The 15,566-nt window shown below is 40.8% G+C and carries 11 protein-coding genes and 1 riboswitch; of the genes, 4 read left to right on the top strand and 7 right to left on the bottom strand.

From position 1 onward, the window contains the following. Positions 1-25: 25 nt before the first annotated feature. Complete coding sequence (locus OMU_RS05825) at positions 26-1,765, bottom strand: SpaH/EbpB family LPXTG-anchored major pilin (protein WP_218064648.1); 1,740 nt, start codon at positions 1,763-1,765, stop codon at positions 26-28. A gap of 390 nt (positions 1,766-2,155) precedes the next feature. Between OMU_RS05825 and OMU_RS05820 the strand changes: the two genes are divergently transcribed. From OMU_RS05820 to OMU_RS05810, 3 genes are all read left to right on the top strand, one after another. Further along, the gene (locus tag OMU_RS05820) at positions 2,156-3,406 is read left to right on the top strand and encodes an IS110 family RNA-guided transposase (protein ID WP_016178330.1); all 1,251 of its coding nucleotides are present in this window, start codon (positions 2,156-2,158) and stop codon (positions 3,404-3,406) included. An 852-nt stretch (positions 3,407-4,258) separates the two neighbouring features. Next, on the top strand, positions 4,259-4,813 hold the full coding sequence (locus tag OMU_RS05815) for a hypothetical protein (protein WP_016179040.1): 555 nt from the start codon (positions 4,259-4,261) through the stop codon (positions 4,811-4,813). A gap of 229 nt (positions 4,814-5,042) precedes the next feature. Next, the gene (locus OMU_RS05810; RefSeq protein WP_016179039.1) at positions 5,043-7,592 is read left to right on the top strand and encodes a Cna B-type domain-containing protein; all 2,550 of its coding nucleotides are present in this window, start codon (positions 5,043-5,045) and stop codon (positions 7,590-7,592) included. A 127-nt stretch (positions 7,593-7,719) separates the two neighbouring features. On the opposite strand, the gene OMU_RS05805 is transcribed toward OMU_RS05810, so the two are convergent. After that, complete coding sequence (locus OMU_RS05805) at positions 7,720-7,905, bottom strand: hypothetical protein (RefSeq protein ID WP_016179038.1); 186 nt, start codon at positions 7,903-7,905, stop codon at positions 7,720-7,722. A gap of 797 nt (positions 7,906-8,702) precedes the next feature. Here OMU_RS05805 and OMU_RS05800 point away from each other — a divergent pair. Further along, on the top strand, positions 8,703-9,590 hold the full coding sequence (locus OMU_RS05800; RefSeq protein ID WP_016179037.1) for a LysR family transcriptional regulator: 888 nt from the start codon (positions 8,703-8,705) through the stop codon (positions 9,588-9,590). 115 nt (positions 9,591-9,705) lie between these two features. Beyond that, positions 9,706-9,832, bottom strand: a riboswitch (cobalamin riboswitch). Positions 9,833-9,860: 28 nt separating this feature from the next. On the opposite strand, the gene OMU_RS05795 is transcribed toward OMU_RS05800, so the two are convergent. The 5 genes from OMU_RS05795 to ortA are packed head-to-tail and all read right to left on the bottom strand — an operon-like array spanning position 9,861 to position 15,556. Continuing rightward, positions 9,861-11,258 carry a GlmL-related ornithine degradation protein gene (locus OMU_RS05795; RefSeq protein WP_016179036.1) on the bottom strand — a complete coding sequence of 466 codons (1,398 nt, stop codon included), beginning with the start codon at positions 11,256-11,258 and terminating at the stop codon, positions 9,861-9,863. Further along, the gene (oraE, locus tag OMU_RS05790; protein ID WP_016179035.1) at positions 11,258-13,483 is read right to left on the bottom strand and encodes a D-ornithine 4,5-aminomutase subunit OraE; all 2,226 of its coding nucleotides are present in this window, start codon (positions 13,481-13,483) and stop codon (positions 11,258-11,260) included. Before oraE ends, OMU_RS05795 begins: the two co-directional genes overlap by 1 nt. A gap of 1 nt (position 13,484) precedes the next feature. Beyond that, the gene (locus tag OMU_RS05785) at positions 13,485-13,853 is read right to left on the bottom strand and encodes an ornithine aminomutase subunit alpha (protein ID WP_238054237.1); all 369 of its coding nucleotides are present in this window, start codon (positions 13,851-13,853) and stop codon (positions 13,485-13,487) included. Positions 13,854-13,856: 3 nt separating this feature from the next. Further along, complete coding sequence (gene ortB / locus OMU_RS05780; protein WP_016179033.1) at positions 13,857-15,257, bottom strand: 2-amino-4-oxopentanoate thiolase subunit OrtB; 1,401 nt, start codon at positions 15,255-15,257, stop codon at positions 13,857-13,859. Then, a complete protein-coding gene (gene ortA, locus OMU_RS05775; RefSeq protein WP_016179032.1) occupies positions 15,257-15,556 on the bottom strand; it encodes a 2-amino-4-oxopentanoate thiolase subunit OrtA in 300 nt (99 codons plus the stop codon). Before ortA ends, ortB begins: the two co-directional genes overlap by 1 nt. Between the last annotated feature and the right edge of the window lie 10 nt (positions 15,557-15,566).

Here is a 15,566-nt window from a genome sequence, read left to right as displayed (position 1 = left end):
CTCATTCTTTCCATCAGAACCTCTCTTAGTTGGCTTGGCGTTTTTTATCAATCACTACTGCCGCAGTACCGATTGTGATTGCGCCGATTGCAATGACAATCAATAAGGTCGTTCCGACGCCCCCTGTAAATGGTAGATCTGTTTTTGTTTCATTGACGATGGTTGCTTCAATTGTTGAATCATTTTCACTCGCCAAATTAACAGTAACTTTTTGAGGCGCTTTTAATAATTCGTAGCCATCAGGTGCTTTTGTTTCAACTACCCAGTAATCACGTTTGATTTGATCTTCAGTAAATGTTGGTTCAGTTCCAATATCCTGTTGACCATCGCCATCTGTGTCTGTAAACCAGTTCAACTCTAATCCGTTAAATTCCGTTAGCCCCTGTGCATCCGAAGTTGCTTTCAACAGCGTCGTTCCTGCTGGCAATGCTGGTGTAGTCGTACCGTCATTATTTAGCGTATATGTTTTTCCATCTGAAGCTAAGAACTTATTAGCTTTCGCATCGTCTTCACTGATTGCAAGGTGGAATTCTGCCCCTGCTAATAATTTTGCTTCATCTTCTGCTGTCTTTTTAATATCAAAACCACCTGTGTAGTATTCAGGATCTTCTTCTGGCGGTGAAGGAACTTCGACTGGCTCTAATCCTGGACTCAAGTAGTCAACATCCATATGATTGAGAATCGTACCATTGAAATCTTTGTCCGTATGTGTTTCAAAGACAACTTGAATCTTTGTATTGTTTCCAGTAGCTACTTTCTTCATCCCCGCAGTGGTCAAGTTAACCACAACTGCTTTTTCATTCGTAGAAGAATCAGTGATCGGGTGAGCGGTTTTAGAAGCACCGTTTAAAGTAACCGTGTAATCTGTTCCTAAAGTAAGAGCTGTCCAATTACCTGTTTCCGTCTTAACATTTACCGTAAGGCCGTCAAGCATGATTGCTTCGTTCAACGTATCGCGAATCGTATAGTAATCGGCATAGATTTCTTCTCCTGCTGAAACAGGCTTATCTGCGATTTGATTGCCATCCTTGTCGTAGACTGGTGTAATAACCATGTCTTGAGAAGCTACTTGATACAAGCCACTTGGCAAACTAGCATTTGCTTCCCAGGTGAAGTGATTTCCAGCTTTATTCGAGAAGCCTTTTCCTTCTTCGACTGTTTTATCAGGCTCAAGTAATGATTCCATGATGTTCTTAGGCTGTACCTGAACGTCATAAATCAATGAGCCGAGATCATCACGATCTGTTTGCGGAACTTGAACAAAGAACGGATCCGCAGGTTTTGCGACTGTTGGAGACACGCCACGATCATCTTCTAATTCAGTAACCAGATAAATCCCATCTGCCGCATTCCCCGTGCCTAATTCTGCTTTGATCGAGCCGTCAGCTCCAGTGGTAACTGTTTGAGCAGTAAATGAAGAATCGATTGTATAATCTGTTCCTTCCTTTTGAACTAAAGGATTTGTCAACGCAGCATCTCCAATTGGTGTTACTCGTTGAATACGGAACTTGATCCCTGCTAATGGTGTTTTCGTTACTGTATCGTCTTTTTCACCGTCTCCGCGTTCTCCCAGCTCAGATAAATCCTTCACCTGATATTTCCAAAGTGTAATAGAACGCTTTGAGGTATTATCCGCAACAGGATTCGTCGTAGCAGCGTAAACAGAAAAAGAACCAACTACAGGAGCCACAACTCCTGCAGTAGTAAATAATGTAGTCGCCACGACAAATTTTGTAATTATTTTTTTATTGCCTTTCACATTCATAACCTACTCGTAATATATATTTTGAAGAAACTTTCATTCCTTCAATCGCCCTTAGGGGCTATTCCTAATATGTTTAAATAAAATAACGATTACTACTTGGATACTGTAGGATATTCCTGAATAATAAGTCTTGGAAAGGACTTACGGGAAGACGCTATCACCTTCTGCAGTTTTACTGCGACAGAAAGTCTGTGACCCGAACCGTTGGTATAACCTCCAACACACTAGCTGAGTCCATTGACCTCTACCAATCCTAGTAGAGATTGGGTGGCTTAGAGGTTTAATGAATGAAACTCTATTATGCGAGGCTGTCGTTAGACAACGTGATTCTGGGATATCCCACAGTACCCAAGCAATTTCCGAATAATCAACGAAAGGAGGTCCTTCCACATGAAACTATTTGTCGGTTTAGACGTTAGTTCTGAAAAATTAGATGCTTGCTTTATGACAGACGATTCAATTTGCTCTGTTTTAAAAGAAGCATCTTATGGAAATAGTCAACTTGGCGCAAGCCAGATCAAAGAATACATTCTCGAATTTTCTCAAAAATTTGAGATAGAGAGCTTAGTGATTGGAATGGAGGCCACATCTTTATATAGCTTTCATCCAGCTATGTTTTTTAAAGAAGATCTTGAGTTAAATCAATTGAACCTTATGGTTTCAGTTGAACAACCAAATAAAATTAAAAAGTATCGTGATATTTTTGAAGAAAACAAAAACGATCAAATTGATGCTTTTTATATCGCTGACTATTTTCGCATCCAAAGGCAAGTCAACTCCATCATTAAAGAGGAAGAATACCTTGCCCTCCAACACTTAACTAGAACGCGTTATCAGCTAATTAAACAGCTGGTTCGTACAAAGCAACACTTTATCGAAAACATTTATTATAAATGCAACACGCTTTCTAAAGAACTAAAAGCAGAAGGTGGATCCGTTTTAAGTGCCACATTAGTAACTCTAATGACGGAAGATTACACAATGGACCAACTTGCCGAACTGTCATTAGAAGAGTTTGCGAACCTAATTCAAAAACTAGGGAAGTATCGTTTTAAAAATCCCGAAGGAATTGCAAAGGCAATTTCTAAAGCCATACGTAGTTCCTACCGGTTAGGAAAAGTCCATCAGGACTCTGTAGATATTGTTTTGGGTGTTCTAGCCAAAGAAATTCGTAGTCTTGAAAAGTTAATTAAAGACTTAGACAAAGCCATTGACGATTTAGTCGTTGTGCTACCTGAATATCAATGTTTAACCAGTATTCCAGGAATCGGTCCTGTTTATGCTGCGGGTATACTCGCTGAAATTGGCCCTATCAATCGCTTTTCAGATGAAAGCAAATTGGCTAAATATGCCGGTTTATATTGGCGACAGAACCAATCAGGTAACTCTGAGTATGAAAATACTCCTATGGCCAAACGAGGCAATCGTTATCTCCGTTATTATCTAGTTGAAGCCACCAACTCCGTAAGGAGATACGAGCCTGAGTACCATGCGTATTATAAGAAAAAATACGCTGAAACACCCAAGCATAAACACAAACGAGCCATCGTACTAACCGCAAGAAAATTTACGCGTCTGGTGGATACGCTACTACGTAACCATCAACTCTATATGCCACCAAGGAGCGTGATAGATAAATAACAGTATGTTATTGACGCTAATCCTTGGAAGTACCCGAAAAAATTTTTAATTTTGGTCGGGTTTAGTTCAGTGCGCTTCAAAAATTAACTACCTTTAAAAATCTTTTGAAAAATTATCTTGACTTATTACCACTAGACTTTCTTTTTACAAACCGTAAGTAACTTTGCTTTTGACTATCCAACAAACCAACTGCACTCCTTTTTATTGATGCATGGCCTTCCTCCTCAAAAATATATAATCTTTCTTCCAAGTCATTATTGATTATTTTGAGGCCTAAAAAACGTCATAATCGTCTATGATTGTTACGCTTTGAGGCTTATTTAGTAAAAACGCCACGTTTATTTTTCTATTATTTTTTCTTAACATTTCGGCTAGTTTTATAAATAAACATTGGATTAAATAAGGTTTTTCTTCAAAAACTGTCATTTTCTCTCATCAAAAAAGTCAGTGATAGAAGGGTCGTTTTTTAGATTCACAAGATAGGGGTTATTATTAGACAGCGATTCTCTGCTGATAATTTTTATTATTATTTCAATGGTTATTTAATCAAGAGTCACAAATCAGGACGATTTTTATTTTTTTGGCGTATTTCACATAAATAAACTTTATTTCGAGACGATATGTTTACTTTTTTATAAAATAAACTTCTTAGTCCAAGGGGAAGCACTCAAAAAAACCATCCATGGCGTGTTGATCATACATAGATGGTTTTACTTTCCCTTCCCTATTTCAACATCCGTGCAGCAAATGCAAAAACTATTTTCGAATATGCTAAACTAAAAAAAGTAATCCTTGTGCGAGTTTAGCGGATGGATTAACTGTTCAATCATTTTTCTCAATGAGGTGATCAAAATGAGTATGCAAGTGAGCTTCTTTGTAAAAGACCAACCAGAGGGCTGCTACTTTGAGAAAATCGAAGCAAGCTTTTTTGAAATAGAAAAAGTGATCGAGACCTATTATCCCAATGAGCAGTTTGATGCGATTTTAGATGATGCCCTCCTGCAAATCCTACGCACTGTCTTAGATAGTTTAGAAAAAATTGGAGAAGTCGAAGAGTATCTGCAATTTCTAGATTTTAAGATCGAGAACATCTATGATTCTGCATTTGTCAGCAAGCATTTTCTTTTATATAAAAATCCAGAGGTTGAGGCCTTGATGGAGCATGTCTTGTTGGAGGTTGCGGAGCCGTTAGCAGAAGGTTATTTCGAATCCATGATTGATTATTTAGAAACATCGATGGACGATGAAGTGTTTGTGGATTTTCGTTTAAATGGTGAGGAATTACTGCTGGAGGTTCAAAGTAAAGGGCAAAAATTCAGTCAAACAGAGCCCTTAAAGCAATTACTAATCGACTACGATGAATCGTTTCAACGAGTCGCAACAGAATTTTTAGAAAGTTTTATTTAGTTCAATGAACCGATAATCCATCAGAAGGGAGATATGACAAAAGTCTTGTCATATCTCCCTTTCTCGAACAAGCGGTATTACAGAAGCAGCTTGTTCGAAAAATGAGCCGAAATTTCTTGAAGCTGACCACTTCTAGTACAAGTCCTTTTCTTGGATAGGCAGAATTCTTTGGATTCAGTAATTTCCCCTTTATACTTTTGATAACAAGAATCCTAAAGGAGAGATTTCCATGCAAAAAAGGTTAAAATCCCTTTTTAGTATCATTTTTTTATTAAGCAATCTATTTATTCAGCTAGGTTCAACCAACGTTTATGCAGCAGAAAACCTGGATGCTTCACAATTTGTTACAAGCGTGGCTCTTGCTGATGCAAACAGCCCCATCGGAACCAATAGAATTCGCGATACTTCTTCTGTTCAAGTGACCTATAATTTAAATTTGGGAAATGGCAGCGCCATCACTACAGACCAGCCTTACACCATGTCTTTACCTAAAGAACTGAATTACACAACGACAACACCAATCAGCATCAATACACCAACTGGCGTGCATTTGGCGGATGTTACCATCAGCAATGGCATCATTTCAATCCAGTTTACTTCTGATGCTCAATCCTATGACAATTTAAGAATTAATTTTAATTTTTGGGCTACCTTCAATCGCAGTCAGTTAAATTATGAAACTGGAAATGATCTGGCCTTTCCGACACAGACCAATCCAAACAACACGGTTCACTTAAATTTTTCAAAAAGCAGCTCAGGCGGCGGCTCTGGCACAAGTGCAATCGCCAAGAGCTTATCCTACGAGGATACAGACCCCACAATTATCAATTGGACACTAACGGTCAATAATGGCGGCTACCCAGTCGAAAATGCAACACTTCAGGATATTATGGAGAACAATCAGGACTATATTCCTGGATCGATGACAGTCATTCATCGAAATTGGCGCCGAACTCCTTTAGCTACTGAACATACTGAGCCAGTTATTACGCAACAGGCAGACGGGACGCAGACCTTCAGTCTTAGCTTTGGGAAATTGACCAGTGTGCAGGAACAAAATAATACAGCTACGACTTCTTTAGTCATCCATTATCAAACGCGGCTATTATATAATGCAGCCAATAATCGATATCACAACACCGCATCTACTTATGATAACGGAAGTTTTATCGATACCGCTGTTTCCACCGCTACTTATCATGGCCAAGGCGGCGGCGGTGAAGGTGATCAGCTGATTACCATTTCGGGAACGAAAATTTGGGAGGTCGAAGAGAATGATTCCCAAACACGACCGGAAACTATCTCCGTCTCGTTGCTGCGAGATGGCGTAAACTATCGCCAAACAACTATCTCAGAAAGCCAGGACGGAACGTGGAGCTACGCCTTTCCTTCAGTACCAAAATACGACAATACTGGAAGAGAATATGGCTATTCTGTGCAAGAAACGACTGTCCCAGAAGGATATAGCAGCGAGGTAAAAGGATTTGACATCATCAATCACTATCCGGCAAAAACGACCGAATTCTCTGGACAAAAAAACTGGCGGGATCAAAACAACCAAGATGGCAAACGTCCGGATCAAATTACCGTCAATCTGCTGGCCAACGGCGCCTTTCAGGAAAGTCAAACGGTCACGAGTCAAGACGATTGGCACTACCAATTCACCAACCTGCCTAAATTTTTAAATGGACGGGAAATCGAGTATAGCGTCTCCGAAAACGCCGTGCCTGATTATGTCACTACTATTGAAGGGAGTACAATTACCAACACCCACACACCTGAAGTTCGAGCCATTAATGTTCAAAAGGTCTGGGACGATCAAAATGATCAGGATAAATTAAGACCGGAAGCTGTTACGTTAGCACTTCTAGCTAACGGAGAAAAAATCGACGAAGCTTCTGTTTCTGGCGCCGATCAATGGGCCCACACATGGGAAGGGCTTCCGAAAAATGACAAGGGACAAGCAATTAACTATACAATAGAGGAAGAAACGGCAGTACCTGGTTATACCTCTACTGTGTCTAAACAAAATGACGATAGCTTTATCGTTACCAATACCCATTCACCAGAACAAACCTCCGTTAAGGGGCACAAAAACTGGCAAGACAATAACGATCGTGATAAAAAAAGACCCAACAGCATCACCGTCCTACTGTTAGCAAATGGCGAGCAGGTGGCGACTAAACAAGTTACCGCTAATGATAATTGGGACTATGAATTCACTGACTTGCCAAAAAATCTAAATGGTCAACCAATCGTTTACACAGTCAATGAAGAGCCCGTCTCTGGATATTCAAGTCAGGTGGAGGGCTTTAATATAACGAACACATATAAAGAAGTCCCGACTATTCCATCAGTAAATGTCACTCAACAATGGAATGATAACAACGATCGAGAAAAGGATCGCCCCTCTTCTGTTAAGGTACAGCTTTACGATCGCGATAAAAAACATGGAGACCCGGTAATTTTAAATGATGGTAATCATTGGAGCCATTCTTGGAAAAATCTTCCAAAACAGGACGCCAATGTAAACAAGACGAACTATACCGTTAAAGCCATCGACGTCCCAAAAAATTACCATTCAACAGTTGTTGAACAGGCACCCTTTGATTTTGTTATCGTGAACACGCACATAAATAATACAAGCAAAGCAGCTAAAGCTTATCCGAATACTGGAGAGAAAAGTTCGACCGCAATAACGATTTTGGGAATGACTTTTCTATTAGGCGTCCTTTTAGTTCACCTGCGTAGAAGATTTTTCGTCAAGGACGAACGATAATCTAACAGTCCAACTCCAAGAAAAAAAAGGCCATCTATGAGTCACGGTTTATTCGCCAAAAGGAGCTGCCAAAAAGGTTAAAAGACTTTTAGGGCAGCTCCTTTTTTTATTATGTAGTATTGCTCCCTCAGGCAGGAACGTCTTGTGTATATAAGTCTTCACTTAGTGTGTCTAGCCGAACTAAATATCGTTTTGCGTCCTTTTTCGAAACGATTACAAAGGTTCGTTGATAAATACTCAACACTTCTCCTTCAACATAGTCGCCGTGGACACTTACTGCTTTTAACTTCATTCCAATACATAATTTCATCATACTCTCAACCTTTTCTTTTTATACTTTCAGTTAACAACGTTTCCTCACTGATTATTAACTAAAATAAAGGCAAAAAAATGACAGAATGATTTACAAATAATAACAGTAGTGTCGCGTTCAATAAAAGGAATTCTCTGATTCCTTAAAACATCTGTTGTTATTTTTAGTTTTATGTTTATCGTATTCTGACCCGCTTCAGAAAAACTGCTGATATTTCCTAATAACAAGAGATTCTTTCTTCGCTGCTTTTTCTCGTTGTTTATCCTTTATCAAATATTTCTTATAGTTGAAAATATTGCTGGTGTTTGTTTCGCTATGACAGATTACCCGCTAAAAGAAGTGAACAAATCGTCTGTTTACAAATAAAATATGCCGTTTTTCATTTTAATCAGCGCCATCTAAGCTCAAAATATCTTACAACGTGACAAACAACTTAAGTTATTTTATATATCCTGAGAGTGCCTCACTCCTCTACTATAGCCAAAATAGAAAAATAAAAACAGGATCAAGAGTCTTCTATTTTTTAGTTAGTTATTCTTTTTATTTTCGGCGAGCTATTAATGAGGAACGATTCGTATAAAATATGTATCATTTTACCCTTTCTTGATCCTGACGTCATGCGCTTCCAAAGTAAAAATAAGTTTTTTTATCCTCATTCATTCTTAGGCTAGACCACCGTTCGTTCCCTATACAATAGGCTCTATTTATATTATAATGGAAGTAATGTTAAAAATAATTTTAACGAAAATGCTTTTTATGGAAATTATTTTTAGAATAAATATAAGTGGAGGGAGATTATGGAGTTTCGAACATTGCAAACGTTTCAAGTCGTTGCTGAGGAATTGAATTTTACTAAAGCCGCAATCAAATTGAATTATTCACAGCCAACAGTCACGAAGCATATACGCAGCTTAGAAGAACATCTAGGGACCATTTTATTAGAGAAACGCAGGGGAAAATATGTATTGACCTACGCAGGAGAACAGTTATATAAACGTGCAATCAACATACTAAGAGAAGTGAATCTGATCGAAGGAATTCCTAGCGAATATGGAAAGAATTATCTAATCCAGCTACAGGGACACGATTACTATTGCTTTCGCTATTTTTTACCGGCCATTCGTCAAATAAGCAAAAAAAATCCGACTCTATCTTTTCAGCTGCATGGTTCTAGTAACGAAGAAACAATCAGTCAGTTGTTAAAAAATGAGATCGATATAGGAATTATTTCAGGCAATATCGCATCTTCTGATTTGAATTATGAAACGATCGATTATGAAAGCGTTGTCTTGTGTATCAATACAAAATATTATCGTTCTAATTTCCAGCTGGAGGATTATTTTGAACGTTATCCAATCGTTGTGGATCAATCTGAATATTATAACTACCACAACTCCTTTAAGCAATCACTTAACACACCGCAAATCATCGATTCAACAAGTGATGAAGTGGTGCAAGAAGCCGTCTTGAACAATAGCATGCTGGGCATCGTTCGAGCAGGAAGAATTCGACATTTGATTGATTCAAAACAAATTTCGATCATCAAAGAGCTTTCGACAAATGAACCTGTTAATGTGGTAATCAATAAAGCAAGCAGCAACCATGAAAGTATTCAAAATTTGTATTCGCTTATCTGTCAGCAAAGTCAGGCCCACTCAAAGACCGCCAAAGTCCAATGGATCTGATTTCTTATTAAATGATTTAAAAAGATTGGGGAATCTTTTTAAACAACAAAAAGCCGCTTTGTTTTGAGACAAAGCGGCTACTTTCATGGTTTTATAGCCACTTTCTTACTCCCGAAAAAGTGATTGAGCACTCACGATGTTCCTGACTTGGATACTACGATCCTTACAGTTGCGGGTACAGCATTGGACTTTCACCAACTTCCATCAAGTCATAACGACTATTACGCACTCAATTGTATTAAACTACCATCATTTTAGCATAGAAGCTTCTTATTGAGAAGCAGTAGCACTAGAAATTAACTCTTCATTTAACAGCGGATAGCCTAATGAAGCTTCTAGTAGCTTCAAGGCTTCATCGGGATATTTACATGCTAATACTCCCAATGAGGACATAATATAATCATGATCAATCAAAACTTTCGGAATACCTGTTGGCAGCAATTTTGTATCCGAATCTTCCTTGCGAATGTTCTTCAAAATGTCTGGACCATTCTTCAATCGTGTCAATGCGCCTCCGGTTCCAATGACATAGCGAATATTCGACAGATCCTTCCCTTGGGCTAACGTGTCTCTTCCAGAAGGCCCATAAACATAGCGTAGAGCACCAACATGCCGATCTACCGCCGTCTTCACGGCTACTTCGGTCAATCGTTCGATAAATGCTCTTTCTTCTTTATTCTTAGGAATCGAGTGATACTCCCGACGCAGCTTTTCCAGGTTATGTCCTTCTTTGACAAGCTGCTCTTCACCAACAATCTCGATGACATGCTCCATATTGACAAACATGCCCAAATCTCCTTCAACCGTTCTTTTAGCTACTGGCTCAGGAGCAACTTGAATTTTTGAAATAGCATCGGTTCCCTCGGTGACAGAATAAACATCTGTTGTTGCGCCACCCACATCGACGACTAAGACATCTCCGATTTTTTCATAGATTAGCTGGCTTAAATTCATTACCGCCGCTGGAGTTGGTGTAATGGTTTCATTTACCAGATCGTGAATATGCTCCATTCCGGGCGCGTGGATGATATGCTTTTCAAAGGCATTTTGAATCACCCTGCGTGTCGGCTCGACATTCAACTCGTCAATCTTAGGAAAAACATTTTCAACAATGTACAGCTCCTGTTGACTATTTTCAAAAATCAGTTTGATCTCTTCATTGTTTTCAACATTACCCGCATAAATCACGGGAATCGAAAGACCTAAGTCAACGATTTTTTCTGCATTGTCTAATGCCGTTTCACGTTCGCCATAATCAACTCCGCCTGCAATCAAAATAATATTTGGCGAAGCATCCGCGATTTTTTTCATGTCTGTTCGCCGTAATTTTCCTGCGGTCACCATATGGACAATTGCTCCTGCTCCCAGCGCCGCTTCTTTGGCCGCACGTGCAGTCATATCAAAAACCAACCCATGAACAGTCATTTTTAGCCCGCCGGCCGCACTGGATGTGGCGAACATCTCGTCATAGGATAGATGATCCACCTCCAGCTGTTCCTGCAGATCCTTGATGCTGTTCTCTAGACCGATTCGAACATCACCCTCTAACACCGTTGTTGCAGCCTGTCCTTGTCCTAAAAAGACAGGCTGCGCTCCGTGGATACCTTGAAAAGCATTAACCACGGTTGTCGTGGACCCGATCTCTGCTACTAAGATATCAATTTTCATTAGACTTCTTCTCTTTCCATTTCTTTCCTGAGCTCTACTAACGCTGTTGCAACATTTGCTCCATTACTTCCTCGACCAAAGCCAGCGTCCATTCCATTTTCAACAGCGATCTCTGGAATAACTTGGGTTCCTCCAGCCATGATCATGATTTTTTCACGAACGCCTTTTTCAATTGCTAATTCGTGAATCCGTTTCATGTTACGGTAATGAATATCATCATGACTGATAATCGTTGAAGCTAGGATTGCGTCGGCGTTTAATTCGATTGCCGCATCCACTATTTTTTCAACTGGTACACTCGTCCCTAAGTAATGAACTTCCATTCCGTATTTTTCAATTCCGCCGTGTTTGATGTCGATGATTTCACGCAATCCTACAGAATGTTCATCTTCGCCTACTGTTCCTGCAACAATCACCATTTTTTTGCGTTTTACTTCTTCGCGAATTTCATCGTCCGACAATGTTTTTGGTTCTTCAGGAATGACTAAAGTGGCTTTATCAATCGTAAATGGTACCCGGCCTTTTAGCTCGATTCGTGTTCCTTCGGCGGCCTGCATCACTTCCTTGTTGATCACTTCGCAATCGACCAGACCCATCTTCTTCCCAATTTCTAGCGCCGCAAATTCTGCCACACGTTTTGATTCTGGAAGCATCATTGTTAGTAGGATAATCCCATCGCCCTGCCATTCTGCTTCTGGTTTGATCAATTCCTTTTCTCGAAGCTCTTTGTTTTCTTCTAAACGAACATTGACGTTGTCATTTTCATCCAGTTCGTCGATAAAAATAATTTTCTCCGGTTTTTCAAAAGTAGAGCCGCCAATTAGACTCGCAGGATCATCTACCGCGCCCTCATCGTATTGAGCGACGTTGTTATAACCGTAATGAGCGGTAACGGGCGCTAAATAATCTTCATCTCGTTCATAAACTGTATTTTCTCCAACACCGCCATTAATTTTGCGAGAAATTCCGTCCTCATTTCGCTCTGGATAATTTCCAGAATCCACGAAGAAAGCATCTTCAACTGCTTGGAAGTAGCCGCCTGCTTCAATGATTCCTTCAAAGAACAGGACCGCTCTTTCTTTGATTTCACGAGCTGTTTCTCGTAACGGGCCATCATCAAGCAGCTTCACCATATCACCAAAGCCATCTAAACCTTGGAAAACCTGTTTCGCGGTATCAACAGCTTCGATATTGTAAATATGCCAAGGAACATTGCGACCCTCATCTGGCGTAATAGTTGATTGAATATCGGCACTGGTTAATTTTGAGATCAATAGATTCAGTACATGAGTCACCGTAGCTTCACGGGTTGAGGCCTCCATGTATTTTGTATTCTGCTGCGCACGCATCCGATAGTCGCTGAAAAATTCCCGCAAAGCAACAGCATACGGCAAGTCTAGGTACATTGATGGTGCTGGTGGTGCCGTTGGTGGAACGGTGGACAAGCAGATGTCTGATTTTTCCATTCCGACTTTATGGGAGAAGATCGAATTAATCGCGTGCTGGACCATCAGCTCAGGCATAACCTTCCAGGCTTCGCGTGCCGTAGCATTCGCGTTATGCGCCCCGTCAATTTGGGCTATTCCTGCCCAAGCCATCACCTTTTTCGATTCACAGGCATCGACAAACGAACGAATCATATTAATATTGCGATACAATACATTGTATTGCGGATCTTGGTGAGCGCCGTTGACTCCTTCTTCGGCGAACATTACCGCAACCTCTGGACCAGCGATTCCTGAAACGTAGCTATGATAATTAATTGGACGGCCTACTTCGTCTTCAATCGCATCCAACGCTTTTCTTTGCGCTCGAACTTGTTTTCGCGTAATTGGAATACCGCCGATTCCTTGCGGTGTGCCCTCAATCAGCCCTTCAAAATGGGACTGACCTGCCGTACGAATCACCATCAGATGATCGGCACCATGCCATGCGGCCATCCGCATTCTGCGAATATCATCTTCAAAACGACCTGAAGCTATTTCCGTTGTAATTGAAGAGGTTCCTTGAGGATCAATATTGTCAAAATATTTTGCAGACGGTAAGGGAACATATTTTTTTAAGGATTCCGCCATGTCATGGTATTCAAAGCTGTGCATCTTGTAGCGTGGAACTGGCGTACGCCACGACCAGCCGCGACGTCTTGGACGATAATTGGCTAAATCATCCAAAATTTCGTGTATATCTAACTTTTTATTTTCATCAAGCTTCATCTCTTTTGACATCTTAGTTTGCCTCCTTGAAGATACGATCTACTTGTTCCCATAGTTCGCCATCGGCTAGTTTTAATCCGGCATCTCGGACGCTCAGACCATTTTCTTTGGCGATTCGATAAACGATGTGTCCGGCTCCTTTGCCCATCAGCTCATGCGACAGCACACGTTTAACAATTTCTGTTGCTTCAATTGATGAGAAGCCCATTCGTAATAAGACGGAACGTTCAATTGACGGCGAGGTGTATTTTTTCCCCATGTCTAGCATCGGTTCAACGACCTCTTCTGCTAGTTGCCAAAAACGTGCCTTCAATTCCTCATCGCTTAAATCAGCTAAATGCTTTCTCGCATCCTCAAATTTTATATTTTCCAATTCCGTCACCTCTTAGTTCAAATTTTTAATGATTTGTTGGACCTGCTCAACAGTTCCATTGATCTCTTCTGCCAAGTACTTCAGTTCAACTTCAGATAATGGCTGATCAGTCGTTTTCAGTACATTCTTCACCAGTGATTGCTTCAGATAAGCCAAATCAATGTCGTTCACTGAGATTTTTTCCGGTGAAGAAGGTAAGATGATCGATTTTCCTGGGATCTCCTCTGCTGGATCGCCAAAGCGAACATCGATCCCATTTTCTCGTGCAAAGGATAGCTGCGGCTGAACACTCTTGCCAGCGCCGGTATATTCCGTTTCCTGAACTAAAATAATTTGATCCTCCCGCATCTCTTGCGCCAAGACAAAGGCGGCAGCTAAGGAAGTATTTCCTGCTGGACCCTTTTCTAATCCTTCCAAGTTGGCTAAAGCTTCGGTGATAAAGAACACTTCACCCTGACGAATTTTCACGTAACGATCCATGTAACGCAGTGGACGGGCGGCCGAGCGCGGAACATCTGAACGATCTGGTGAAGTCGTAAAAGGTACACCAAAGCCGGTATGTCCAGTCGTAAATGATTTCCGATTAAAATCTACATCTGATGCCATGTGCAGTCCCTGCAAATCGACACTGGCGCCAACAATTTTCGTCTCTGTATTTCCCGCTTTGCGCATTCCCCGAGCAGTACCAGTCAAGTTTCCGCCGCCCGCATTTGTAGCCACAACGATGTCTGGCTGCTGACCAAGCTGGCTAAACTGCTGGACGATTTCATAGCCTAATGTCTCAACACCTGCGATTCCAAAGGGTGTATATAAGGAGGCATTGAAGAAGCCGGTTTTTTCAATTAGTTTTAGGAATTGATAAAATAATTCCGGTCCAACTGTCAGCTGGACAACCTCCGCACCTAATGCTTCACATTTGCGAGCCTTTTCAACGATTTCTGGCTGTCCGACACCCTTTGAATCAAAGCATTCCTGAACAACAATACACTTCAAGCCGAGTTTTGCGGCATGACAAGCGACTGCTGCACCGTAGTTTCCGCTAGTTGCGGTCACCACACCTTCGTAGCCTAATTTCTTGGCATGATACACCGAGATGGCCGCGCGTCGATCCTTGAAGCTTCCTGAAGCATTAGCCGCTTCATCCTTTACAAAAATCCGCGCACCGTTTCCTTGTGGCGCATATTTTCTGGCGAGCTTGGTTAAATTCTTCAGCTCGACAATTGGCGTATTCCCCACACCTAACGAGCGTTGAATCTCAATCATTTCTTCCATCGAATAGGCAGCCTCTGACATCATTTTTTCGTAATCAAAGGCTACACCTTCTAGCTCAAATTCTTCATAATTGATTTGCAATGAGGCCTCCATCAGCTCTCCGCGACGTGCCATGACGGCTTGATAACTGTCGTCTCTCACTAATCTGCACCTCCAAATAATTCTTTTCTCAGCATCTGATCAATCTCGACGATTTCTGGAACAAAATTTCCGAAGCTATGATTAAATGTCGGATCAACCTGTACCAATCGCCCAATTTCCATCCGACCGGTGACGGTTTTGATCGTTACTTCTTCTCCGATATTGCCATCCTCTTGTAAAAAACCCTTGACCCACATTTCCAGCGGGACTTTTTTGGTGCTATCTGGTACTTGCGATGCCCGTTCATTCGTCTTTAACACAACTGAATGAATCTGCACCCAACTTCCGCTTTTTATCATCTTTTCTACC

Origin of the sequence: Enterococcus avium ATCC 14025, from assembly GCF_000406965.1 — a bacterium.
Taxonomy (GTDB): domain Bacteria; phylum Bacillota; class Bacilli; order Lactobacillales; family Enterococcaceae; genus Enterococcus_A; species Enterococcus_A avium.
Note: the sequence above shows the minus strand (reverse complement) of the source record. Positions and strands in the feature narration are given on the sequence as shown.

Bases quoted from the DNA above. Each gene is read 5' to 3' on its own strand.
- OMU_RS05825 (WP_218064648.1), bottom strand. From the start codon at position 1,765: ATGAATGTGAAAGGCAATAAAAAAATAATTACAAAATTTGTCGTGGCG.
- OMU_RS05820 (WP_016178330.1), top strand. From the start codon at position 2,156: ATGAAACTATTTGTCGGTTTAGACGTTAGTTCTGAAAAATTAGATGCT.
- OMU_RS05815 (WP_016179040.1), top strand. From the start codon at position 4,259: ATGAGTATGCAAGTGAGCTTCTTTGTAAAAGACCAACCAGAGGGCTGC.
- OMU_RS05810 (WP_016179039.1), top strand. From the start codon at position 5,043: ATGCAAAAAAGGTTAAAATCCCTTTTTAGTATCATTTTTTTATTAAGC.
- OMU_RS05805 (WP_016179038.1), bottom strand. From the start codon at position 7,905: ATGATGAAATTATGTATTGGAATGAAGTTAAAAGCAGTAAGTGTCCAC.
- OMU_RS05800 (WP_016179037.1), top strand. From the start codon at position 8,703: ATGGAGTTTCGAACATTGCAAACGTTTCAAGTCGTTGCTGAGGAATTG.
- OMU_RS05795 (WP_016179036.1), bottom strand. From the start codon at position 11,258: ATGAAAATTGATATCTTAGTAGCAGAGATCGGGTCCACGACAACCGTG.
- oraE (WP_016179035.1), bottom strand. From the start codon at position 13,483: ATGTCAAAAGAGATGAAGCTTGATGAAAATAAAAAGTTAGATATACAC.
- ortA (WP_016179032.1), bottom strand. From the start codon at position 15,556: ATGATAAAAAGCGGAAGTTGGGTGCAGATTCATTCAGTTGTGTTAAAG.